Genomic DNA, 24,954 nt, shown 5'->3' with positions numbered 1-24,954 from the left:
ACGATTCATTTTGTTAGCAAGACATTTACCAATAATATCTGATGTCATCAGCGCGGCTGAAAACAAAATGATATAATGACGCAACTTTTTATCTGTCACCATCAATACCTTGTCATAGGACAAGATTTATCATGACGGTTTCAGAATTTACGCTGATGGTCTCAAGCTTTTATTAAATGATAAAAATAGTGTATTAATTAGGGCCTGTCTTCAATTAACTCGATAGTCATCTAAATGGGCTAAAAAGCACATATTATTAAATAAATTGTCCTCTAAAAAACCAATAAGGATACCTTATGTCCACTACGGCCATGGCAAACGCCAACTTTATCACTCAAGTAACAGATCTTGCCGACTGCGTAGGTCAGACGCCTTTAGTCAAATTGCATCGTCTGCCTGAGCAAGAACATATTACTAACGGTGCCGTACTGCTCGCCAAACTTGAGGGCAATAACCCTGCTGGTTCTGTCAAAGACCGTCCGGCCTTTAATATGATTTATCAGGCAGAACAGCGCGGTGATATCAAGCCTGGTGATATGCTGATTGAAGCAACCAGCGGCAATACTGGCATTGCCTTGGCTATGGTCGCAGCGATGCGTGGTTATCCAATGACGCTATTGATGCCAACCAACTCGACCCAAGAGCGCAAAGACGCCATGATGGCTTATGGCGCGACGTTGATCGAAGTGGACGAAGGTATGGAAGCGGCACGTGATTTGGCATTGCAGATGCAAGCCGATGGCAAAGGTATCGTCTTAGATCAGTTTAATAATCCTGATAACAGACAAGCGCATTATCTAACGACTGGGCCTGAGCTATGGGCGCAAACTGACGGTAAAATTACCCACTTTATTAGCTCGATGGGTACGACTGGTACTATTACCGGTGTCTCACAATACTTAAAAGAGCAAAACCCAGCGATTAAAATTATCGGATTGCAGCCTGACGAGGAAGCTTCTATTGCGGGTATCCGCCGTTGGCCTGCCGCTTATATGCCGGGTATTTTTGATGCAAATTTGGTCGATGAAGTGATGGATATTGACCAACATATCGCTGAAGTATATATGCGCAAACTGGCCAAAACCGAAGGTATTTTCGCGGGCGTATCTTCAGGTGCCGCTGCATGGGCTGCCGTACAAGTGGCTAAAGAAAACCCTGATGCCGTTATCGCCTTTATTGTCTGCGATCGTGGTGATCGCTATCTATCGACAGGCTTATATAACGTTGATGACAGCATAGACCATGCAGCACCATAATTTCAAAATTAATTAGGTTTATCTATGTCACATGCCCTACCCTCTGACCCTATATTGGTCTTTGATATTGAAACCGTTGCGGATACAGCGGCGGCTCGCCGTATTTATCCACAATTGGCGGATCTCAATGATGCGGATGCCCTGAGCGCATTGACGGCGTTACGTATACAAGAAGCTGGGCATGATTTTATGCGCTTACCGTTGCAACGTATTGTTTGTATTTCGGCGTTATATATTAAAGATGGTAAGTTATCGTTGTTTTCGTTGACCGCAGATAAGTTTAGCGAAAAAGACATTCTCGTTAAATTCTTTCGAGCCTTTAGTGACATTGAAAAATTACCACAGCTCATCAGCTGGAATGGCTCAGGTTTCGATATTCCGGTATTGATTTACCGCGCCATGCAATATGATCTGTCAGCGCCTTGGCTGTTTGAAGAAGGCGCACGCATCAAAAACATGCGCTTCGATAATTATGTCAATCGTTTTCATACTCGTCACCTTGATTTGATGGACAGATTTAGCCAATACGGTGCCAGTCGCCGTGAAGCGATGGATATCGTCGCCAGCCTCTACGGACTGCCGGGCAAAACCAGTGTCGACGGCAGTATGGTTGGCGATCTCGTGAGCAATGATGACTGGCAGACACTGTCTATTTACTGCGAGTCTGATGTGATGAATACCTGGCTAATCTATCTACGCTGGCTGCGTTTGACTGGTCAATTGTCTTCACAAGATTTTGATACTTGGCAGCAGCAAAGCCATGATTATCTAACCAATTACACGCAAGCCGATGGTAGTGCCCGTCATCAAGAATTCATCGCTGATTGGTCATTTACGCCGCCCGTATAAAAATTATTCTTTGTACTAATATCTGTACTCACCTTTTAGTTATTTATTATTTATTTAAGGCAGGTTTATGCAACCCACCGATTCAAAAACATCTACCGCAGCTGATGCGACGCCGCAAGTGAACGACACCAAGACCATTACTATTCCACCAAACAAGAAAAAATCCAAACCGTCGTCAAAGACTCGTCGCCGTCTGAAAGAGGCTGAACCCTTACCGTTTACTATTGACGGGCTGTCGCATGATGGTCGCGGAGTGGCAGTATATGGCAATGGCTTCAGTGAAGAAGACGGTCATGCCGTAGACAAACATGGCAAAAAAGTCTTTGTTAGCTTTGCTTTACCGGGTGAAAGCGCTGTGGTCAAACTCACTAATAGTCGAACCAGCTTTGAAGAAGGTGACGCGATCAGCATCACTGCCAACCCAAATCCTGAGCGCGTGGTACCGCCCTGCCCGCACTTCGGTGTCTGCGGTGGTTGTAACTTACAGCATTGGCAGCCAGATGCTCAGATTAACTTTAAACAATCTGTCCTTGCTGAAATGCTGATGCACCAAGCCAATGCTGAGCCTGAGCATTGGCTTGCCCCTGTGGTCGGCGATCGCCTTGGTTATCGTACCAAAGCACGAATGGGTGTGCGTTATGTGGTCAAAAAAGAAACGGCTTTGGTGGGCTTTCGTGAGCGCTCAAGTAACTTTTTGGCTGAGCTAAATGAGTGTCATATCCTAGATCCCCGTATTGGCTTTGAGATCGAGAACTTAAAAACCCTTATAAGTACTTTAGAGAGCCGTGACAAGATTGCCCAGCTTGAGTTGGCGATGGGTGAAGCGATGCCAGAGCTACCAGATGGTAATCAACCAGTTGCTCTTATTGTGCGCAACTTAGCGCCGTTATCAGACGCTGATGTAGAGAAGCTAAAGGTGTTTTTTGCCGCGCGCAATTGGCAATTGTACTTACAGTCGAAAGGTGTTGACAGCATTCAGCGTATTGCTTTGACAGAGGCTGATGACCTGAGTGAGCAGTTTGGTCGTTTATATTACCAACTTCCAGAATATGACCTTACTTTTGAATTTATCCCAACAGATTTTACCCAAGTCAATCTGTCGGTGAACCGTCAGATGACCAAGCTTGCTTGTGATTTATTAGACCTAAAAGCGGGTGAACGGGTACTCGATTTGTTCAGTGGTTTAGGTAACTTTAGCTTGCCACTAGCACGCTTAGTTGGTGAAACGGGTTCTGTCGTCGGGGTTGAAGGTAGTGAGGCAATGACCGCACGCGCCGCCGATAATGCACGTCGTAATGGTATCAATAACACCGAATTCTATAGCCAAGACTTGACTCAAGATTGCACTGACAAGCCTTGGGCCAATCAGGGCTTTGATGCATTACTTATCGACCCACCTCGCTCTGGTGCGTGGGAGATTATGCAGTATTTGCCGAAATTTAATGCCGAGCGTATTGTATATGTCTCTTGCAATCCGGCAACGCTAGCCCGTGATACAAAGGCATTATTGGAACAAGGCTATCGCCTGACTCATGCTGGCGTGATGGATATGTTTTGTCATACTGGGCACGTCGAGTCCATTGCGCGCTTTGAAAAGACACCTGCTTAGCAATGATTTTGCTTATGTATTTCCATATATAATGGCGTTAGCTTTACTATTGACACTTAACACCTATTTATAAATGAGAGTAGATTCATCCTATTGAAATGACCGCTATGTTAACCTGACTGAAATCAGCATTACAGAGCCTCTCTTGATTTGTCATATTAAAGTGAGATAATAACGGGTGATCTTCTTATGCCTGTTTAATCGGCATATAGCGGATATTAGTACTCATAATCTTAGACATTTTTTGTACAACTCTATGGCTGCTAAAAATGGACTTTTAGCAGCTGTATTGATTTTGAGCTACCTACTTATGCGTTGTATAAGTTTGAGTTCCGTACGCAGTCAATAAGATTATAATCAATTCAAAATAGCTAAGAGGAGTCGGCTATGGTAAAAATTCGTGAAGGGTTACCGTTGGTAGATGGACAGACCACACAAGCCGATAGTGCGACATTAGCGGCACAACTGGTAGCGAGCCAACGCTCTCACCAGTCTGCCAACAGCTATGCTCAAATTCCACTCGATATCAAATACCAACTGGCCACCCATAAGCTGCACACGACTTTTGATCGCTCTGCACAACACGCTTACCACAGTCATGACCCAAATCTCAAAAACGAATATTTGGACAATCAGCTTTTAGACGATGCTCATATTCTCTCAGAAGAGGAGCTTGAAGAGATTGATCTAAATAATGCCAATATTGATGTGCCGGCATGGTTAGATAATGTGGCCAAGCGTATCGGGCAAGAGTCTGTCCCCAACCTTAGCGCTGCCTGTAATTTTATCCGTAGTCATATGAATACTAGCGAATCTGAACGCTCTGGTGCCTATGTTACTGGTATTGGCATGACCGATATTTTAACCTATCTTTATCAAGACGAAGATGCACTCGTGGCTGCGATGCTCTATCGCAGTGCCCGAAAATCAATCATCAGTCTGGGTGAAATTGAGCAAAAATTTGGCAAGGATATCTCCACCTTGGTCAAAGATACCTTGGCGATGGGGAAACTGTCGGAAATCATCGAAAGTAACAAACGCTTAGAAGACCACTTCGTCAACAATCAGCGTGATCAGCTATCGAATATTTATAGCATGCTCATCTCCGTCACCAATGACGTGCGTGTGGTGCTGATTAAGCTGGCTGAACGTACCTTTGCCATGCGCGAATTGACCTTTTCTCATCTAGAGCGGCAAAACCGGGTGGCGCGTGAGGTCATGACGATTTATGCCCCACTGGCCCATAGATTAGGGATTGCCCAACTTAAATGGGAGCTTGAAGACCTCGCCTTTCGTTATCTCGCTCCTGAGCGTTATAAAGAGATTGCCAAGCTATTGTCTGAAAAACGCAGTGAGCGTGAGTCTTATATCGAGCGCGTACAAGATAAGCTCAATGAGGCGCTGGCAGAAGCTGATATCGCTGGTGAAGTGTCGGGGCGCGTCAAGCACATCTATTCTATCTATCGAAAAATGAAGCTCAAAGGCTTATCGTTTGACCAGCTTTATGATATCCGTGCGCTGCGCGTTTTGGTGACCAATCCTTCCGACTGTTACCATGTTCTTGGACTGGTACACGGTCTGTGGCGCTATATTCCTGAGCAGTTTGATGACTATATTACCAATCCTAAATCTAACGGCTATCGCTCGCTACATACGGCGGTCATTGCCGAAAACAAATCGCTCGAAGTACAGATTCGTACCCATGAAATGCACTTTGAGGCTGAGCTTGGCATGTGCGCTCATGTCAATTACAAAGAAGGACTAAAGAATAAAAAAGACAATTATCTCAATCAAAAAATCAGCTCGCTGCGTCAACTGCTTTCTATTAATAATGAAACACGCAATCAACCACGTTCGGCGATATTGGACGGCGATGAGCTAGACGAAATTGAGTTTGACGAAGAAGAACAACTGGTTGATTTTGATGAGCTCGAGCGTATTTATATCTTTAGTCGTGATGGTGACATTACCGAACTTCCAAAAGGCGCCACCGTCCTTGATTTTGCTTATTACGTGCATACGCAAGTCGGTAACCGTGCCCAAGCTGCACGTGTCAATCAACGCTATGTACCACTCACTTATCAGCTAAAAACTGGCGAACAAGTGGAGATTATTACCAAAGCGTCCCGCGAGCCTAATCGTGATTGGCTGGTTGCCTCACTCGGTTATATTCATACCAATCGGGCGCGCTCAAAACTGCGTCAATGGTTTAATAAACAAGACCGTGACAAAAACATTGAGATTGGTCGGCACATGCTTAGTAAAGAGCTTGAGCGTTTATCCGTCCACCCCAACAGTATTGATCTTAACGATTACACGCAGTTTTTTCACGTTAATAATACGGACGATATCGTTGTCGGTTTGGTCACAGGTGAGATTGGCTTAAACCAGCTAACCAGCCATATTTCTCGTCAGCTACACTTAGAGCCAGAGAGACCAGAGGAAGACTTCACACCCAGCGTCGATGCCAGAGACGCGGGCAAGCTTGATGCGTATAAAATCCATATCGATGGTCTAGACAATATTGAGATCAACTTAGCAGGCTGCTGCCACCCAGTACATGGTGAGCCTATTGCCGGTTATATCACTTTGTCACGCGGCGTTAGCGTGCATAATCGGGGCTGCCCAGAATATTTGCGCCTCATTGAACGTGACCCTGAGCGTCAAATCGATGCCGCTTGGCGCGTAAAATCAGGTCGCTATCAACCTGTCGATATTCATGTGGAAGCTTATGACAGACGTGGATTGTTGCGCGACTTAACCCAAATTATCGACAAAGAAAATGTCAATATTCGTCAAGTTGAGACTCTTAGCAATGACGATAATATTGCCTTTTTAAAGTTTCATATTGAAGTGTCAGGATTGGCACATTTATCCAAGCTCTTAGCCAAGCTTGAGCAGCAGCATGGCATTTTACATGCTCGACGTGCGGTTGCCTGATTATTAAGCTAGCACAATTTCCCGAGAATATATTTAATCCATAATAGAGTTTTCATAAGAAATACTATGCCTGAGTTACCCGAAGTAGAAACCACCAAAACCAGCCTTGCGCCGCTATTAGGTCAGCAAGTAACCAATGTTAAAGTCTTCCAACCAAAACTACGTTGGTCGATGCCTGATGACTTGACTCAATTGATTGATTGCACTTTGGATAGTGTCGAGCGCCGAGCAAAGTATTTGATATTGAATTTTTTACCACCCTTACCTAACAGTAGCATCACGACTGGATATACCACATTAGCACCGCGCCAACTTCTCATTCATTTAGGCATGTCGGGTAGCTTGCAACAGCATAGCGCTGGCACTGAGAAGCGTAAACATGACCATTTAGTGATAGGGTTTAACAATGCTGATAATGTGCCAACACAATTACACTATCATGACCCTAGACGCTTTGGCTCGGTATTGTGGTATGAAGACTATGGTCCTAAGCTCCTAGACCATTTGGGTCCTGAGCCATTATCAAAGTCCTTCACTGCAGATTACTTATATCAGCTAATCCAACGCATGGATCTATCTGATAAAACAACGCTCAAAACCACAGCTGGTAAAACAATAGCGAGTAAAGCAAAACCTAAAAAACAGCCAATGACCCGAGCCATCAAGTCCGTCATTATGGAGCAGCAAGTCGTGGTTGGCGTTGGCAATATTTATGCGACTGAAAGTCTGTATCTATCCAAAATACATCCAGCTACCCTCGCTCACCTATTATCGTATGATGATATTGTAATTTTGGTCGAACATATTAAAATGATTCTACAAAAAGCGATAGAACTGGGCGGATCGACCTTACGAGACTTCACGGTCGCTAGCGGACAAACCGGATATTTCCAACAGACATTAAATGTCTACGGTCGACAAGGTGAAGCTTGTCCATACTGTCATACAGCACTCGAGAATATTAAGCTGAATGGACGAGCTAGCGTATACTGCCCCGATTGCCAGCCACTAAAATAAGTCTACTGCTATGGTTAGGCTTTATGATATCAATTCTGTATATCTATGCTGTAAGCCAGCACCGATATAGCGATAATCTGCCCGTCGTTTGATGATAGTAAGGTTTGTCGCTAAGGCGATTATATCGCACGCATTTTTGTTGCTTATTGACGCACATCTTGCTTTAATAGTAAAAGAGCTTACATAAATAGTGCAAAGCATTTATTTATCTGTAATAATCAATCTATTTATCGTTGCCGCATTGCTTATATAGGGAAATTGTCTCTGTGTGAAAATAGCAGCAGCCATTCATCATACTGCTTACGAGTTTTAGGATATCACCATGACTGTTAAGGCCAATACACAACGCACCGTTAAGCGCAAAATTTTCACCATGATTGCCAGCCTAAGCTTAATTGTGGCCAGTATGCAGCCTGCTTTGGCAGCGATAGAAATTGATGAAAATGATTTTGGGCCTTCTTATGGCACAATGGCAGCCGATACCATCGTTGGTAAACCTTTGGGTTTAGTAACTGCCATTGCAGGTACGGCAGCGTATATTGTCAGCCTACCCTTCTCTCTTATCGGTGGTAACGCCGATCAAGCGCAGCAGAAGTTATTTGTAGAGCCGTGGGATGCGATGGGACGTTGCTTGGGCTGTACCGTTGCCGAAGACAACTATTATAAGTCGCAAGTCACTGATAACAATGTCGTGCGTATCATCGTCGATCAGCCATCAGAGATTTTAATCAATACCAATGACTACGTGATAGTAAGACCGTAAAATATACAAATCTTTTTAAATACGGTCTAACTATTAAGTCATCCCCTCATACTAACGAATTTATGAACTAACAATAAAAAAGGCTAACATCGCGTTAGCCTTTTTTGTATTCTACTAGGGTGCGTCTTCATTTCAAAAATGGTGATAAAAATAAGATAAATTGCCGTCAGACAAGAAAAATAGCGTAGATAATATCGGGATATTGACCAGCTATTTGACGATGTTTGGCAAGATTTAGCCATTTTTAGCCCATTTAGATGACTATAGAGTGAATTGAAGACATACCCTAGCCAAATGATATGCGTTTATTTAACAATATTGGTATTGCTAAGCTTTGCACTAATTTCACGAAGCAATTGCACTTCTTCTGAAGGCTCCTCTACCGCCACTTCTTCTACTTCGTCAGCACGACGCATGTTATTGACCATTTTAACCATCATAAAAATGATAAAGGCCAAAATTAAAAAGTTGATAAGCACTGTAATAAAGCTACCGTACGCTAATACAGGGACGCCAGCTTTTTTAAGGGCATCATAAGTCATCGCGATACCTTCAGGGGCATCACCCAAGATGAGAAACATATTTTTAAAGTTAATCTCACCGCCAAAGATAAAGGCGACGATCGGCATAATAATGTCTTCAACCAACGAGGTGGTAATGGTTGCGAAAGCACCACCGATGATGACACCGACCGCTAAATCCATCACATTACCTTTTAAAGCAAACTCTTTAAACTCAGATACCATACTCATAATGTGTCCTCCTAAAAAATATTTTTGGATTATACTATAGCCCATTTAGTATACGACGAAGTATCAGACAATAGGCATTATTTGGGTATTATTTGGGTATTATAAGGAAAATTTCATGCATTTATTATGGGTATAATAGCAAAATGCAAAAAAGGCTAACATAGTGTTAGCCTTTTCTTAAATATTTATTGGTATTAATATAAGCTATTAAGCACCTTTCTTGCTACGACCATGACGCTTACGTTCACTTTCAGTTAAGTAGCGCTTACGGATACGTATCGCTTTTGGTGTTACTTCAACCAATTCATCATCTTGAATAAATTCAAGCGCTTGCTCAAGAGTAAACTTGACAGCTGGTGTTAACGTCAACGCTTCATCCGTACCACTAGCACGAACGTTAGTCAACTGCTTGCCAGTTGTTGGGTTCACCGCCATATCATCGTTACGTGAATTAAGTCCAACGATCATACCTTCATAAACTTCAAGCTGTGGCTCAGCAAATAGTTTGCCACGCTTTTGTAGATTAAACAGAGCAAAGCCTAGACAAACACCTTTGGTCATAGAGACCAATACACCATTAGAGCGACCACCCACATCACCAATTTTTTGTGGTCCATAATGTGAGAAGCTTGACGTCATGATACCAGTACCTGAAGTCAATGTTAAAAACTCAGAACGGAAACCAATCAAGCCACGCGCTGGCATAGTCGCTTCAATACGCATACGACCTTTACCATCAAGCTCCATGTTAGTCATCTCGCCTTTACGTAAGCCGATTTGCTCCATGATTGGACCCTGATGCTCTTCTTCAATATCAAAGACAACATTTTCATACGGCTCTTGTAGCTTGCCATCAACTTCTTTAACGATAACTTCTGGGCCAGATACACCCATCTCAAAACCTTCACGGCGCATGTTTTCGATCAACACCGATAAATGTAGCTCACCACGACCTGATACTTTGAATTTATCAGGGGACTCAGTGTCTTCTACACGCAAAGCCACGTTATGAATCAACTCACGCTCAAGACGCTCACGAATATTACGTGAGGTCACAAACTTACCTTCACGACCTGCGAATGGTGAGTTGTTTACTTGGAAGTTCATTGATACCGTTGGTTCATCAACCGTCAATGCTGGTAAGGCTTCAACGTTGTTCGGATCACAAATAGTATCTGAGATATTAAGCGCGTCAATACCAGTGATACAAACGATATCACCTGCTTGTGCATCTTCTACTTCGATACGATCAAGGCCATGATAGCCCATGATTTTTAAGATACGACCATTACGCGTGTTACCGTGCTTATCAATGATCGTTACTTGAGTATTTGTTTTAATCTTACCGCGTTGAATACGACCAATACCAATAACACCAACAAAGCTATTAAAATCAAGGCTTGAGATTTGCATACGGAAAGGCGCATCTGCATCCACTTGTGGTGGCTGCACAACGTCAACGATAGTTTTGAAAAGTGGTGTCATGTCATCAGCCAAGCTATCGGCTTCTAGACCAGCAACACCGTTCAATGCCGAAGCATAAACCACTGGAAAATCTAACTGCTCATCTGTGGCACCAAGGTTATCAAACAAATCAAAGATTTGATCCATAACCCAATCAGGGCGCGAACCAGGACGGTCAATTTTATTGATAACGACAATTGGTTTCAAACCTTGTTCAAAGGCTTTTTGTGTCACAAAACGAGTCTGTGGCATTGGTCCATCAACAGCATCAACGACCAAAAGCACGCAGTCTACCATCGACATAACACGCTCAACTTCTCCACCAAAGTCGGCGTGACCTGGGGTATCAACGATGTTGATACGATATTCGGTATCGTCAGTGCTGTCTGTCCATCGGATGGCTGTATTTTTAGCCAAAATAGTAATGCCACGCTCTTGCTCAATATCACCTGAATCCATTGCACGTTCAGCAATGTTTGCACGGTCGCCAAAAGTGCCAGATTGATGTAATAGTTTATCAACCAAAGTTGTCTTACCGTGATCAACGTGGGCAATAATTGCGATGTTACGCAGGTGTTTGATATCGTTCGCCATATAGAATGCTCTTTTCGTCTTAAAAAAATGCAGTAGCAGTAAGCACCGCTGGATAAACTTTTACCATCAACCAGAAAGATATGATTATTTGACTCTTAAATGATTACACAATTGGTAGAATCATTTAATTAATAGTAATAAAATCAAATACCTATGCTGGAAAATCCATCGTACAGATAGCTATGCTAATGTACACTTTGTTAATCTACAAAGTGTTTGGGTCGCTAGTATAACATTATTGCACGATAAATTTATGTAATAACTTACTTTTCTCAGTACATAAATAAAAAAAAGCCACCCATTGGGCGGCTTTTTTTGTAACGATATAACTTAGAAGTTAGCTATCTAACTATTATTTACTGAACAACCATATCTTTAGTTTGTTCAACAGTCATAGTTTTGTCACCAGTGATGATGGCATAAACACGACGGTTCATAGCACGACCTTCTTCAGTATCGTTTGGTGCGATTGGTACATCGTAGCCATAACCAACAGTTGATAGACGGTTTGGAGCAATACCAAATTCGTTGGTCAACATAGATTTAACAGCAACGGCACGAGCTTCAGATAGACGTTGGTTGTAACGTGCTGATGGGCCAGTTTTAGATGCATGACCTTCTACACGTGCTGTAGAGTTAGGATACTCACGCATCTTCTCTGCTACTTTAGCGATTTCAGGCTTGTATTGGTTTTTGATAGCTGATTTATCGTTATCAAAGAATACACGCAATTCCATTTTCAGCTCATCACTAACGACGACTTCAACTGGGCAACCACGCTCATCAACAACCTTGTTCATTGGAGTGCCTGGGCATGCATCGATGCTATCAGGTACACCATCACCGTCAGAGTCAAGATCAGACTCAACGAGTATTACTGGAGCAGTATCAACTAATGGCTCTTTCATTGGCGGTACAGCAACAGTAGGAGCTAAGTGACCACCTAGTACGACTTCTAGACCAGCTAGAGCCATACCTTCCCACCAGTTGTTATCAAAGTTATGAATCGCACGAGCTTCACCACGTAGGCTTAGCGCGTCATTGATGCGATACATAGCACCTAGACCTAGGTTACCGATAGTGTCTTTAGAGTTTGATACTTCAGTACCAGCTGCTACAGTTTCGCCTGTTTCATAACCGGCTACGTCTGAAGTAGCTGTATAAGCTTCTTGGTTCTCAACTTCAATCTTAGATTGACCAGCACCAATTAGAACATATGGTTTGAACGGGCTATCAGTGTAACCAGTAAATTCTTCAGTACCGATTAAGAAGTTACCAGAAATCATAGTTTGTTCAACATCAAAACGGTTAACGCCTGAATCAGCAGAAGCTTCAGAAGCTTCACCATTAGCATTAGACACACCATACTCTACTTGGAACTGAGTAGAAGGAGTTAGCTCGATACCTAGTGCAGCACCAGTATATAGGCTGCTTTCTTTAGCTACGCCACCGTTAGGATTACCTACACGATCAGTGTTGTTTTGTAAATTCTTACCAGTAGTAAGCACTTCACGCTGTTTGTCAGCTGTGTCACTGATATCCTCAGTTACATGATAACCAAGTAACAATGGGCTAATAGTAACACCAGCGTTAGCTGCCAAAGGTGCAGCCGCTACAGCTACCAGAGCTAGAGCAATTTTATTCAATTTCATGGACTTCCTCCAAAGGATAATTTTAGTGATGCGTTAAGCAAAACTACTTCTCAAGATGCTACGAAATAGACATCTTTTACGAATTTTAAATTACAAAGCAAAACTAATTTAGAAGTAGCTTAGCGATTATCAGTTCAGTTTACAACTTTTTTCGTTAACGAGCTACACATTATTACACGATAATGTCGTAACTAAAACACAATGACCAGCTTAAGTTACTGAGGACTAACACACCTTACGATTTTTACCTTTTGTGTATGAGTCCGCAATAGATTCTAAACCGAAGCGTATCTGTTGGTTGAGGGTATTTTAATACAACTAGTATTTTTTCTCTATTGTTAAAACTATCTATTCACTAATTGAAACATTTTTTGACAGTAGACATATATTCTGTTTATATTGTAATAACCAACATTAATCCATTATGAATATCTGATCGATAATGATACGTGTATAGAGTGATGATTATCTCAAAAACTTAAATGTTATTAACTTGCATGTTTACGGACAAGAATGAGTGATAGTGATCATAGGCATATCAATATAGCATCAAATACATAATTTGTTACAGGTAATACTCGTATGGCTATATTACATATAATATCGTCAAATTGCCAACAACTATCTGTATTTATTTTACTTAAGTTGCTCTTAGCTAAGAATAAGCTTGCCCGTACAATCATATTTATTTATACGTCTCAAATCTCTTCTATAAATCATAAACAAACGATTCTAAATCAGAATGCCACCGACGATAAATACGCTTATAAGTTTTCAAGTCAAAATGGTTTTACGCTGGTAGAGCTGATTGTCACCGTTGCAATACTCGCGATTATCACAACGATTGCTGCGCCAGCTATTTTGACGCAATTAGCAAGCATGGAAGCCAAACGTATCAGGCATGGCTTAACAGATACGCTAAAGCTCGCGAAAGTAGAGAGTCTTATTCGCCGTCAAAATATATTGGTATGTTTGTCAGATAGCAATGGTCGCTGCGATAAGAACAGCAATAAAACCTTGTTGCTATTCGTAGATAACAACGATAATCAGCATTTCGATAGCGACACAGATGACTTATTACAAGAACAAACCCTAAACCCTAAATATGGCACCCTACATCTGCGTGCAGGAAGACGTCGTTACGTCAGATTCTATGGCGATAGCGGTATGCCACGCGGACATTTTGGCCACTTTAAGTATTGTCCAAGCTCAGTATACAGTCAGGCGATGTATCAAATATCATTCAGTCAAGGCGCTAATATTAGTTTTAAACCTAATGACAGTCATCCTACTGATTGTGGTGACTAACATGCTTTGAGGTTAAAGCTTTTAAATTTTTTCATGCCTTAGCTATAACTGATAACGCTGTTGCTGTTGCCAAAGCAAGCGACTTTGAAGCGGCTGATAATCTAAGAGATGGTCAATCAGTTGCCGATGTAAACGCGACCAAGCATTAAGTGTGACATCACTTATTCCCTGCTCTACCATCAGCACTATCTCGTTGCCCTCAAAAACCGTTCGCCCTAGGCTAGCACTGTCTAAAAACTCAGCTTGTACAATGGGGACCAAACCGACATCAGGTAAGAACCGATAGACACTGTGAGGCTCAATGCTATCTTGAACATTGTCATGCGTTAACGTCAGGGCAAAACCCAACTCGTTAAATAGATACTGTTCAAATTGCCGCAAACACAAGCGCAGCTCATTAGCAGACAAGGGCTGTTTAAGCCTATCTAAACTGTCTTGATAATGCTGCCATAAGATTGGCATCGGATCTTCAGTGGGCAATAAGCGCCAGAGTATCTCATTTAGATACAAGGCAGCGTATTGCTGTTGACCAGTGATGTTTTCGTAAGGAATGGCTGTGAGTGTTTTCGCGGTAGCGTCTTCTAGAAGCACATCTGTTTGTACGACGTACTGAGGTGCGATATTAATCTGGCTGAATGTCTTTAAATCCCGCTTACCCGTAGCAAACAATTGCAAGGGCATAAATAAGGGCGCGCCTTTTTTACCAATACCATGTATGACCCCATGCTGCTGAGAGAATAGGTAATATAAAGCGCGTTTTTCTTGGTAAGGGCGCTGGTGTAACAAATAACCAATCAATGCTTCATTACGCATTTATCATTACCTCAGCGCTGATCATAAAATGCACTCAAAGATGCTATTCTTAAATCACTGTTAATAGCCCAAGCTGGTCAATGCACGTTCGTCATCAGACCAACCACGTTTCACTTTTACCCAAAGCGTTAGCATGATTTTTTTATCAAACAGCTGCTCCATATCCTTACGTGCATCCATACCCACTTGTTTAATACGTTGACCTTTATCACCGATGACAATTGCCTTTTGACCACTACGCTCGACGTAGATCGTCGCATCGATAAAGGTACAAGCTTTACGTGGGCGGCCCGTCTTTGGATCGGTATGCGCAGGTTCGTCTTTGAAGCCATCAATCTGTACCGTTAAGTCATAGGGTACTTCATCACCCGCGCTGCGCATGATTTTTTCACGGATAATTTCACTGGCTAAGAAACGCTCTGAACGATCGGTAATTTGCTCAGTGTCATAGATAGGCGCAGCAATAGGCAGATGCGAAGCAATAACTTCTTGCAGACGATCTAAGTTTTGATTTTTTAATGCAGAAACTGGAACGATATCAGCGAAATCAAAGCTATCACTAAAGGTTTCGATTAATGGTAAAACGCTGCCTTTGTCTTTTAAGGTATCCGCTTTATTAATCACTAAAACTACTGTTAGATTAGTATCGCCAAGCTTTTGTAAAACCAGTAAATCATCGTCACGCCACTGATCTGAGTCGACGACAAACAGAACTAAATCGACATCAACCAGTGCCGATACGGCAGCCTTATTCATACGCTCATTGATAGCTCGCACTTCATTACGATGAATACCTGGCGTATCAACGAACACCGCTTGCATTTCATGATTGGACAAAATACCGTGGATACGATGACGGGTCGTTTGCGGTTTACGTGACGTAATAGATAACTTCTGACCCAATAAATGGTTCATCAAGGTTGACTTACCCACGTTTGGACGTCCAACGATTGCCACATAACCTGCTTTAAAATCCTCAGCCATACGCGCATTATTATTTGGCGAAAAAAACTCTTCGATGGCTATATCATTTTCTGCATCGTTGTTTTCTGAGTGCTCGGAATTTAATTCAGCACTTTTTGATTCAGCGATTTCTGGCGTTGGTTTTACGTCTGTTTTTTGGGTCATAGCGTCGGTATTATCTTCATTATTTGATGGCAAGTCAGTACGATTGCTCATAGATTTATCCTGTGGGGTTTATCATTAGCTCAGCAGTTCTACTGCTATCTACAATAAAGTAGTAGTAAATAAGATAGCAGCACCATGCTTGGCTTGAGATATTTGCGGTTTTAAAATAAGTATTATTTAGAAATAACCCTTACTTAAAAAAATGTAAATTTATTGTTTTATAAAATATGGCTTTAAGATTTAGATTATGAGCGAGTTTTTGGCAAGCTTGGCAGTTTATGTAACTGGTTAATCATTAGCTCTGCTGCTTTTTGCTCAGCAATACGGCGACTCTCACCCGATTCAGTAATATCAGGACAATTACTAATATTTACCTGACAGCGCACCACAAAAATTTGGTGTGGTGCATTGCCACGCGTTTCCATCAGCTCATAATGTGGCAAATCGAATTGTTTAGATTGCAGCCATTCTTGCAAGCGGCTCTTAGCATCTTTTAGGGCTTTTTGGTCGTTGACATTATCGATCAGATCGCCATACCATGAGAGCACGCAATCACGAGTAATAGTCATATCCTGACTGTCTAGATAGATAGCGCCAATCAGCGACTCTACAGCATCGGCTAGTATAGAGGCGCGATTACGACCGCCACCCTTGCGCTCACCTACCCCTAATATGAGGTGGTTGGAAAGCTCTAAGTTTTGAGCAATGATGACCAGTGACTCTTGACGTACTAAGGTGGCACGCATACGCGTCAATCGCCCTTCGTTTTGACTGGGATAACGATGGTATAAAGCCTCACCCACAATCATACCCAATAGCGCATCGCCCAAAAACTCTAAACGCTCGTAGTTTTTTTTGCTATCGAACGAGCGATGAGTCAGTGCCAGCTTGGGAAGCGTAAGGTTATTAAACACATAACCCAGTTTGCGCGTTAATATCGCTAGGCGTTGGATGAATTCTGAGCTAACAATAAGCGTGTCAACAGACGGGTCATTTGTTTGGGAGGTAGGAAGCGCCTGAGAGTGCTGCGAAGTTGGTTTCATGCGAGGCTTGTGGTTATCCCTTTTGTTTTACTGAAGTAATTGGTCAATAATGACTGGTTAATAGTGATTAGTTAATAACTAATCGCTATTAAAAAATATAAAAGTAAATAATTTTTGCTAAATAAATAACAGATAAGCACTCTGCCTATTCAGGTTACTCTGTCACGGTTGCGTCAATGTCACCTTCAAAGCGATTGACAATATCGACGTTACCGAAAAGGTTGTTGGTTTCTTCATATTTCTTATAAATAGCCAACTGACCGGTTTTTTTGTTGGTGAAAGTAAACACCTCTTCTGCATTGGTATCATAATCAGCATTGATAGATAGCTGCCGATTCACACGCTCGACGAATTGCTTGGCCGTCTCACCTTTGTCATTGGCTTCTTTAAGCTCCATTCCTAAAAGCTTGGTCAGCTGATAATCACCAATCTGTGCCGGTACAATAGCAATTATCAATTTGACGGCAATACCGAGAACAATGATGAATAAAACAATGCTAGTCACACTAGCTCCGCGCTGGGTTGACAAACCAGATAACTGCTGCACCATAACACCTCTCAACGGGTAAATTATTATATTATTATTGAGCACTTAACTACAGCATGCCCTCAATTCAATCGATAGTCATAATATTAGCACGAAACTATTATTGATAAGTCAGCCTACGACCGACGCATCAAGCCGCTATTGCTTTATAAATTTAATCACTTTATAAATTTAATCGCTTCAGAACTTTAATCAATAGCGCCGTTACGTGCAAAGGTGGGCAAATTGAGACCTGGTGGCTTATGCATCCAAATATAAACAGCCTTGCCTGCTAGGTTTTCATCAGGGACAAAGCCCCAAAAACGGCCGTCGGCACTGCGATCACGGTTATCACCCATCACAAAATAATTACCTTCAGGAACTTTAATACGCCACTCGTTACCCTCTGAGCTAACCACTTCTGGTGCTTGTTGCTGCAAAAAGGGCGCATACTGTGAGCTATTCATGCCTTTCAAGTAACGAACGAGATGCTCATGCTCACCCTGCGTTTCTTGAAAATACTGCGCTTCACCCTCTTCTTGCTGACCCATTGCTGCCGCATTTTCTTCCGTCAGCACTTGTCCTGGGGCAACTTGTCCGGCAGGGTACAGCTGTGCAGTTAGCTCAGCATTGGCATCAAAATCAATAGATTTGGTTGTTACAGGCACATTATTGATAGCAAGCGTACCTTGATCATAGCTGACTGTGTCACCCGGCAAGCCAATGACACGTTTGATATAATAAATACTAGGGTTTTCAGGGTAGCGAAAGACCGCCACATCGCCATGTTCCGGCTCGCCAGTATCCAATACCTTATTGTAAGTCAGCGGCAGGCGCACTCCATAAGCATATTTATTGACGGCAATAAAATCGCCAGTATATAAAGTTGGTACCATGGATGAGGACGGAATATTAAAAGGCTCAATTAAAAATGAGCGAACTATTAATACTACTGCCAATACGGGGAAAAAATCATAGGCCCAACGTACCAGTAAGCTCTCTTGGCCGCGGCCACGTGTTTTACGCTGTTTTAGCGCCAGCTTATCCAATAGCCAAATAATACCCAAGCCAATAGTTAATGGCACTAAAATCAAATTAAAATCAAAATCCATACTTAATTGCCTATTAGCGAGCTACTTATCCAACGATGATATCGGTAAAACCAGCCATGATATTCGTCTATTAATAATCTAATCTACCTGTAGTACCGCTAAGAAGGCTTCTTGTGGAATCTCGACATTACCCACTTGCTTCATGCGTTTTTTACCGGCTTTCTGTTTTGAGAGCAGCTTTTTCTTACGCGACACATCACCGCCATAACATTTAGCCAAGACGTCTTTACGCATGGCTTTTACGGTACTACGTCCAATAATTTGGCTACCAATTGCCGCTTGAATAGCGACATCAAACATCTGACGTGGGATCAGCTCTTTCATCTTACCAACGAGCGCATTACCACGGTAACGCGATTGGGTTTCGTGCACAATCATGGCAAGTGCATCGACTTTCTCACCATTGATTAATACATCTACCTTAACCAATTTATCCACTTGATAACGCTCAAAATTATAATCAAGTGACGCAAAACCACGCGATACTGATTTTAGACGGTCAAAGAAGTCCATGACCACCTCCCCCATCGGAATATCAAAGATTAGCTGTACTTGACGACCCATAAAGCGCATATCTACCTGTACGCCGCGGCGCTCAATACAAAGCGTCATCACGTTACCGAGATAATCCTGCGGTACTAAAATCTGACAGCGGGCAATCGGCTCACGGAACTCTTCGATATTATTCGGTTCGGGCAATCTTGATGGGTTATCAACGTAAATAATACTGCCATCTTTTTTTACAATCTCGTAGATAACTGACGGCGCAGTGGTAATCAAATCCAAGTCATATTCGCGCTCTAAACGCTCTTGGATAATCTCCATATGCAGCATGCCGAGGAAGCCACAACGGAAACCAAAACCTAGTGCATCAGAAGTGTCTGGCTCAAAAAACAATGACGCATCATTAATTTGCAATTTTTGCAGCGCTTCACGGAACTTTTCAAAATCCGTCGATTCAACAGGGAACATACCGGCATATACTTGCGGGGTAATCTGTTTAAATCCAGGAATACGATCAACATCTGGCGTACTGGCATGCGTAATCGTATCACCCACTGGCGCGCCAGCAATATCCTTGATACCCGCAATAATAAAGCCAACTTCACCCGCTTGTAAGATACCTGTATCTAATGGTTTTGGGGTAAATACACCAATGGATCCGACCAAATGCGCATCTTTGGTCGATTTAATATAAAGTTTGTCACCTTTTTTTATGGTGCCTTGGCGGACACGTACTAGTGATACGACGCCCAAATAATTATCAAACCATGAATCGATAATTAACGCTTGTAGCGGTGCGTCACGGTCACCCGTTGGCGCAGGAATAAACTCAACCAATGCCTCAAGTAACTTATCAACGCCAAGACCTGATTTCGCCGACACGCGCGGCGCATCAACGGCATCGATGCCAATGATATCTTCAATCTCTTGAATGACGCGCTCAGGCTCAACTTGTGGTAGATCAATCTTATTTAAGACTGCCATCACCTCTAAACCTTGATCCACTGCGGTATAACAGTTGGCGACCGATTGTGCCTCCACGCCCTGAGCCGCATCTACAACCAATAGTGCGCCTTCACAAGCCGCTAGTGAGCGTGAGACTTCATAAGAGAAATCGACGTGACCCGGGGTATCAATAAAGTTTAGCTGATAGCGCTCACCGTTTGGATGATCATAATACAGCGTCACCGACTGTGCTTTAATCGTGATACCGCGCTCACGCTCAATATCCATGGAATCAAGGACTTGCGCCTGCATCTCGCGATCTTGCAGCGCGCCACACATCTGAATAAAACGATCGGCAAGGGTCGATTTGCCATGATCAATGTGGGCAATAATAGAAAAGTTACGAATATTGGCTAATGCAGTCACAAAGCGCCTACTAAATAATGGATGTTGGAGTAATGATCGGTTCGCACAATGGTAATAATAGCCATTGCTAAAGCGTACCGATGTATGCAGGTATTCTAGCAGTTTTCCACTGTAAAGTAAGGCGATTTTATTAGCAGGGATTGGAATGGCTACTGACATTAACGACTGAGTAGTGTTAACGATTAAATAAGTGCTTAGATTAACATTTTACAACGCAATATTAATGGCTTTAATTTAACCAAGACATCATTGGCTGGCTCTGTCTGATAAGTTATTTAGCGGTATCAGAACTTATGCTAGTGGCATCCGTTGGCTTTAAATACTTATACATCCAGGGTGATTTGCCATAAAAAGCGCCATTGATTTGCGTCTGTTCAATCAGATATTCACGAAACCTTAAATAAAACTCATTATCTGGGCTTTTGGGATGCCGCCAAAAATCATCAAGCGGCTTTGGGTCTGTCAGTTTTGGGGTGTCGTAAATCGCGCGACCTATAACCTTGGTAGGTTTTTTGTGATATACCGACTGTAGCCCTGTCGTACTATTAATCGTCACCATACCAATACTATGCTTCATCAAGGTTGGCAGATGCATATCGCAGCCATAAAAAACGCGATGACTGACCTGATAGCGCGCAGCCAAACTGCAGACCAATTCTCGATAATCTCGATGACCGCGATCTAACGGATGGTGCTTAAATACCAATAAATGCGCCTCATGAGCATGACCTGCAAAGCTTGCGATGGCTTCGTCAATGAACTGCACCACATCACGATAATCACTGTGATGAGTAATCTGCGAGTCATTGTGTACTTGTAGGCTAATCAAGAAGTAATTATCACTTTCTTGTTTGGTCAGTCTCTTTTGTAGTTGTTTGTCAGGTACATAGCCGCGCAGCTTACGCCATGGCGCTTTTAACCATGCTATTGCCTCTTGCCACGCTGTCATACCTCGGTAATGCGAATAATGTGGATAGCGACTCTTGTATAGCCAAGCAATAATGTAGTAAACGATGGCGGCGATACTCAAGCGATAAAAGCGATTGTGCGTATATAACGGCTTATCATTGGCTTTATTCAACGCTTTAATATCGGCAATTTTTAACCGCGAATTACCATTAATACCGTACTCCTGCAAGGTAATATAATCGGGTCGCAAATAGCCTTCTTCGAACACAAAAAATGAAATGCCTAACTTTTCACTGATGCACGACGCTTGTGTATGATGCGGGCGGCAGTCACCAAAACACACAATCGCATCAATATTATGCTCGCTAATAAAGGCCTGCAGCCAAGACGAAAACTGCGCCAAAGTACCTGTGTACTCATGTGTATTAGGATGGCTATAAAAAAACGCATCACCGGCATTAAAGTTGATTTTACTTACTTGAATATTTTGAGTCTGCAAAAATGTAGAAAAGCGATTGAAAAAGCCGCCCATCTTTCCCTGTAACAGCAAGACGTGTCGATGAGTAAGCAAATGAGACATCGAAGCTGCCATAGTATTAGATTACCATTGATTGAAGAATAGACAGACAAAAGAGAGGCAAAGGGATTGAGTAAATAACCCTAAATGACAAACAATTATACCGAAAAAACCCTTGCTTGTCGCAATGGATTTATAAGAGGTACTTGGCGTTTATTAACGAGATAATTTACGTAAGCGCTGCTGCCATTGATGACGCTGTTGCATAAAATGCGTGGCAGCACGACGCTTAAATTGGCTAGGTATCTGGCTGATTATGGCTAAAGGTTTTTTTGACGTGGCACTTGTCTTCACCGAAGCATTATTTATCTGGTTTTGCTTTGCGGCAAGATCGTTATTTTTCGGTGGATACAAATAGTCAATCACTTGCTCGACTTGCGCCAGTCCATAACCATTGGGAAGGCGATACAAAGGGTAGTCTATTAACGTACAGTGTAGCAGTTGTTCAAGCGTCAACGACGTCTGTCGTTTTCGTCTCTCTAAATAGTCAGCTTTCGGTGATAATTGGGCATCCATATCTGTCGTTAAACCCCAGCCGGCGTAAAACGGTAAGCCGTAACAAGTAACGTCTAAACCACGAAGCAAGGCTTCAAAACCTGTCAATGAGCTAATAGTATGCACCTCATCAACACTCTCTAAACAGTCCGGCACTGCGGTATCATAAGCGACCGCTTGTACCTGTTTTAGATGCGCGGCGGTTACCTTCCCTGCACGTAATCCCGCCTCAACATCTGGATGCGGCTTATAAATCAGATAAGCATCAGGATTGTCTTGGCGTACACGCTCAATCAAACCACTGTTGGTTTTAATCGTTGAACCACAATACTGTACCGATAAGTCGTCTTCTACTTGCCCGATAATAAGAACACGGGATTTCCCAGATAGCTTAGCGTCTTGCATCCAAGAGATCTGTTGATCATCAGCGCCATCTACATTCATGCCAACATTGTACTTGCTGACCCGCTGAGTCAGCAGCTTGCCTCGCAGTGACTCTACTCGTGCACACTGCTTTGGCGTCAAGGCCTCACAGTGACGTAATAGCGCTTCCAAATCTGACGGCCGCGTTGCATCATAATAAATGCCTTGCTTGTCTATAACGACAGACAACGGTGCTAATAAGGTAGCCCCCAAACCATTTGAGCGAATAAACCCATCTTCCATACAGTAAATAGCTGGAATATCTGAACGTTGCTCAGCCAATTTACTTTGTCGTTTCTTTTGTACTTGCTGGCGCTTGGCTAGGCCCCATACCAGTAGCGGCTGCTGATAATTAACACGCAAGTGATTAGGATGCAGTAAATTTTTGAGGCGTGGCTTGGGTTTTACAAATAAAGTGGTACGAGGTAGATGGACAAAAGCTTTCACAAAGGGCAGTTTCCAACGGCTAAACTCATATACCGTTAAATTACCCTCAAGACGTCCTTGCCAATAACGATTGGTGATTAACCACTCAATGGCGGTATCAATCTCGCAGGCTTGCTTGGTGGCTGGATCTACATAGGCACTATAATCGATATAAGCACTATAAAATAAGCTTTCTAACGTAACCGTAAGGCTATTAGAGGATTGTTTGTTTCGCTGGTTAGGCAGGCGTTCAGGTATTTTCCATGGTTTTGCCAATAACTTAGAAAGTCGCCCTGATTCTGTTAATTTTTCAGGCGGCAGCATGGCAGCAGCAAACGCTTGACGGCGCTTCTTTACTACTTTAAGCAAGCGCTTTGGTGCACCGCTGTCATCGGTCAGGCCCCAACCACTATACCAATTAACGCCAAAACAATGCACTGTCTTGCCGAGCATTAGTGCCTCAAAACCCATGTGCGAGCTGACGGTATAAACATCGCTAACTTGCGCCAACAACTCGATAGGATTAAGCGCTTGGGTTAATAGTCGAACGTTTTTAGGTCGTTTTAAGCTGGTCAGGTATCCTGATTTTGCCGCAGGATGGGCTTTGATCCAAATATGAGCATGAGGGTGATTACGGCAAGCAGCTTTTAACATGCGCTTGAACTGCTTACCATCAGCGCCCGCCCCTTTGATAGAGGCATCACCAACGACTTGATCAATTAGCAACACATGTGTTTTTGGAGCAGTGGACGCTGTATTACCCTCTTCCTCCATTACTAAATGATCCAGTGATGGGCTTACAATCACTGCGTTGTATTTGCTTAATTTAGCGTTGCAAATACGCGCCATTAAGGCTTGCGCGCGCTTGTTGTCTGACAATAGATCGTGCGCATTTGAATAATCATGAGCACGTTGAATAATCAACTGTTCAAGGCGTGAGCGCTGCGTTGAATCAAAGTAGATACCGATATCATCAATAACGACGCTTAATCCATAGCGGCTATTGAGCCCCGAATCTAGCGAACGTAAGAAGCCATCTTCAATACTCAATGTCGGAAGCCCTTGCCGGTTGGCGGCGCTCTTTGCTCGTTGATAGCTTTTTTTGTGACCCCAACCGATAAAAGCATCCGGGGTTTCAGACCCTACGTTAAAGCGCTGTTGTAAAGCTGACCAAGGATACCAACGCTGTAGGTCTGCTCGTAAGACGTCTGAAAGTAAAAGGTTGTTACGGCGCATCCCTTTGCCGACTACCGCCAGACGTTTGGGTGCGTTAGATTCCAACCATTCAGGTTTTAATAAATTAGATGGCAATAAATTAGATTTCATTGATGGCAAAAATAGTGCGTCAATAAAGGGTGACGCCAGCGGCATCTTATCCTTATTTATCACACTTTTTGCCATTTTCGATACCTTATTCAAGTTA

General features: G+C 42.8%; 18 protein-coding genes. 7 read left to right on the top strand and 11 right to left on the bottom strand.

Going from position 1 to position 24,954, the window contains the following annotated elements; all coding sequences use genetic code 11:
• Positions 1-296 precede the first annotated feature (296 nt).
• The 6 genes from cysM (at position 297) to HQR03_RS03585 (ending at position 8,434) form a co-directional block, all read left to right on the top strand.
• Positions 297-1,256, top strand: coding sequence for a cysteine synthase CysM (cysM, locus tag HQR03_RS03610; protein WP_025650917.1), 960 nt, complete (start codon positions 297-299; stop codon positions 1,254-1,256).
• 24 nt (positions 1,257-1,280) lie between these two features.
• Positions 1,281-2,105 carry a 3'-5' exonuclease gene (locus tag HQR03_RS03605; protein WP_173239172.1) on the top strand — a complete coding sequence of 275 codons (825 nt, stop codon included), beginning with the start codon at positions 1,281-1,283 and terminating at the stop codon, positions 2,103-2,105.
• A gap of 67 nt (positions 2,106-2,172) precedes the next feature.
• Entirely contained in the window at positions 2,173-3,714 is a 1,542-nt protein-coding gene (gene rlmD, locus HQR03_RS03600) for a 23S rRNA (uracil(1939)-C(5))-methyltransferase RlmD (RefSeq protein ID WP_173239170.1), read from the top strand.
• A 387-nt stretch (positions 3,715-4,101) separates the two neighbouring features.
• The gene (locus HQR03_RS03595) at positions 4,102-6,654 is read left to right on the top strand and encodes a RelA/SpoT family protein (RefSeq protein ID WP_173239168.1); all 2,553 of its coding nucleotides are present in this window, start codon (positions 4,102-4,104) and stop codon (positions 6,652-6,654) included.
• A 66-nt stretch (positions 6,655-6,720) separates the two neighbouring features.
• Entirely contained in the window at positions 6,721-7,671 is a 951-nt protein-coding gene (gene mutM, locus HQR03_RS03590) for a bifunctional DNA-formamidopyrimidine glycosylase/DNA-(apurinic or apyrimidinic site) lyase (protein WP_173239166.1), read from the top strand.
• Between the two features lie 322 nt (positions 7,672-7,993).
• Positions 7,994-8,434, top strand: coding sequence for a hypothetical protein (locus HQR03_RS03585; RefSeq protein WP_173239164.1), 441 nt, complete (start codon positions 7,994-7,996; stop codon positions 8,432-8,434).
• A 305-nt stretch (positions 8,435-8,739) separates the two neighbouring features.
• On the opposite strand, the gene mscL is transcribed toward HQR03_RS03585, so the two are convergent.
• From mscL to HQR03_RS03570, 3 genes are all read right to left on the bottom strand, one after another.
• Positions 8,740-9,186, bottom strand: coding sequence for a large conductance mechanosensitive channel protein MscL (mscL, locus tag HQR03_RS03580; RefSeq protein WP_173239162.1), 447 nt, complete (start codon positions 9,184-9,186; stop codon positions 8,740-8,742).
• A gap of 207 nt (positions 9,187-9,393) precedes the next feature.
• Entirely contained in the window at positions 9,394-11,244 is a 1,851-nt protein-coding gene (gene typA, locus HQR03_RS03575; RefSeq protein WP_025650910.1) for a translational GTPase TypA, read from the bottom strand.
• 356 nt (positions 11,245-11,600) lie between these two features.
• Positions 11,601-12,896 (bottom strand): OmpA family protein, encoded by a 1,296-nt coding sequence (locus tag HQR03_RS03570; protein ID WP_173239161.1) that lies wholly within the window; start codon positions 12,894-12,896, stop codon positions 11,601-11,603.
• A gap of 582 nt (positions 12,897-13,478) precedes the next feature.
• Here HQR03_RS03570 and HQR03_RS03565 point away from each other — a divergent pair.
• On the top strand, positions 13,479-14,204 hold the full coding sequence (locus HQR03_RS03565; RefSeq protein WP_244951970.1) for a GspH/FimT family pseudopilin: 726 nt from the start codon (positions 13,479-13,481) through the stop codon (positions 14,202-14,204).
• A gap of 42 nt (positions 14,205-14,246) precedes the next feature.
• Here HQR03_RS03565 and recO read toward each other — a convergent pair whose 3' ends face one another.
• From recO to HQR03_RS03525, 8 genes are all read right to left on the bottom strand, one after another.
• A complete protein-coding gene (recO, locus tag HQR03_RS03560) occupies positions 14,247-15,017 on the bottom strand; it encodes a DNA repair protein RecO (RefSeq protein WP_025650907.1) in 771 nt (256 codons plus the stop codon).
• Positions 15,018-15,077: 60 nt separating this feature from the next.
• On the bottom strand, positions 15,078-16,196 hold the full coding sequence (gene era / locus HQR03_RS03555; RefSeq protein WP_173239160.1) for a GTPase Era: 1,119 nt from the start codon (positions 16,194-16,196) through the stop codon (positions 15,078-15,080).
• Positions 16,197-16,390: 194 nt separating this feature from the next.
• A complete protein-coding gene (gene rnc / locus HQR03_RS03550) occupies positions 16,391-17,188 on the bottom strand; it encodes a ribonuclease III (protein WP_025651614.1) in 798 nt (265 codons plus the stop codon).
• A 154-nt stretch (positions 17,189-17,342) separates the two neighbouring features.
• Positions 17,343-17,693, bottom strand: coding sequence for a DUF4845 domain-containing protein (locus HQR03_RS03545; protein ID WP_336217779.1), 351 nt, complete (start codon positions 17,691-17,693; stop codon positions 17,343-17,345).
• 230 nt (positions 17,694-17,923) lie between these two features.
• Positions 17,924-18,826, bottom strand: coding sequence for a signal peptidase I (gene lepB, locus HQR03_RS03540; protein WP_173239159.1), 903 nt, complete (start codon positions 18,824-18,826; stop codon positions 17,924-17,926).
• A 78-nt stretch (positions 18,827-18,904) separates the two neighbouring features.
• Positions 18,905-20,701, bottom strand: a complete 1,797-nt coding sequence (gene lepA / locus HQR03_RS03535; protein WP_025651617.1) for a translation elongation factor 4 — start codon at positions 20,699-20,701, stop codon at positions 18,905-18,907.
• A 271-nt stretch (positions 20,702-20,972) separates the two neighbouring features.
• Entirely contained in the window at positions 20,973-22,190 is a 1,218-nt protein-coding gene (locus HQR03_RS03530; RefSeq protein WP_244951969.1) for a capsule biosynthesis protein, read from the bottom strand.
• A gap of 153 nt (positions 22,191-22,343) precedes the next feature.
• Positions 22,344-24,932 (bottom strand): capsular polysaccharide biosynthesis protein, encoded by a 2,589-nt coding sequence (locus HQR03_RS03525; protein ID WP_173239155.1) that lies wholly within the window; start codon positions 24,930-24,932, stop codon positions 22,344-22,346.
• Positions 24,933-24,954 lie beyond the last annotated feature (22 nt).

It is taken from the genome of Psychrobacter okhotskensis, from assembly GCF_013248965.1.
GTDB lineage: Bacteria > Pseudomonadota > Gammaproteobacteria > Pseudomonadales > Moraxellaceae > Psychrobacter > Psychrobacter okhotskensis.
The sequence above is the reverse complement of the archived record's forward strand: the minus strand, read 5'-3'. Positions and strand labels throughout refer to the sequence as shown.

Bases quoted from the DNA above. Each gene is read 5' to 3' on its own strand.
- rlmD (WP_173239170.1), top strand. From the start codon at position 2,173: ATGCAACCCACCGATTCAAAAACATCTACCGCAGCTGATGCGACGCCG.
- rnc (WP_025651614.1), bottom strand. From the start codon at position 17,188: ATGAAACCAACTTCGCAGCACTCTCAGGCGCTTCCTACCTCCCAAACA.
- HQR03_RS03530 (WP_244951969.1), bottom strand. From the start codon at position 22,190: ATGTCTCATTTGCTTACTCATCGACACGTCTTGCTGTTACAGGGAAAG.
- HQR03_RS03570 (WP_173239161.1), bottom strand. From the start codon at position 12,896: ATGAAATTGAATAAAATTGCTCTAGCTCTGGTAGCTGTAGCGGCTGCA.
- recO (WP_025650907.1), bottom strand. From the start codon at position 15,017: ATGCGTAATGAAGCATTGATTGGTTATTTGTTACACCAGCGCCCTTAC.
- cysM (WP_025650917.1), top strand. From the start codon at position 297: ATGTCCACTACGGCCATGGCAAACGCCAACTTTATCACTCAAGTAACA.
- HQR03_RS03595 (WP_173239168.1), top strand. From the start codon at position 4,102: ATGGTAAAAATTCGTGAAGGGTTACCGTTGGTAGATGGACAGACCACA.
- HQR03_RS03565 (WP_244951970.1), top strand. From the start codon at position 13,479: ATGGCTATATTACATATAATATCGTCAAATTGCCAACAACTATCTGTA.
- mscL (WP_173239162.1), bottom strand. From the start codon at position 9,186: ATGAGTATGGTATCTGAGTTTAAAGAGTTTGCTTTAAAAGGTAATGTG.
- era (WP_173239160.1), bottom strand. From the start codon at position 16,196: ATGAGCAATCGTACTGACTTGCCATCAAATAATGAAGATAATACCGAC.
- typA (WP_025650910.1), bottom strand. From the start codon at position 11,244: ATGGCGAACGATATCAAACACCTGCGTAACATCGCAATTATTGCCCAC.
- HQR03_RS03585 (WP_173239164.1), top strand. From the start codon at position 7,994: ATGACTGTTAAGGCCAATACACAACGCACCGTTAAGCGCAAAATTTTC.
- HQR03_RS03525 (WP_173239155.1), bottom strand. From the start codon at position 24,932: ATGGCAAAAAGTGTGATAAATAAGGATAAGATGCCGCTGGCGTCACCC.
- mutM (WP_173239166.1), top strand. From the start codon at position 6,721: ATGCCTGAGTTACCCGAAGTAGAAACCACCAAAACCAGCCTTGCGCCG.
- lepB (WP_173239159.1), bottom strand. From the start codon at position 18,826: ATGGATTTTGATTTTAATTTGATTTTAGTGCCATTAACTATTGGCTTG.
- HQR03_RS03605 (WP_173239172.1), top strand. From the start codon at position 1,281: ATGTCACATGCCCTACCCTCTGACCCTATATTGGTCTTTGATATTGAA.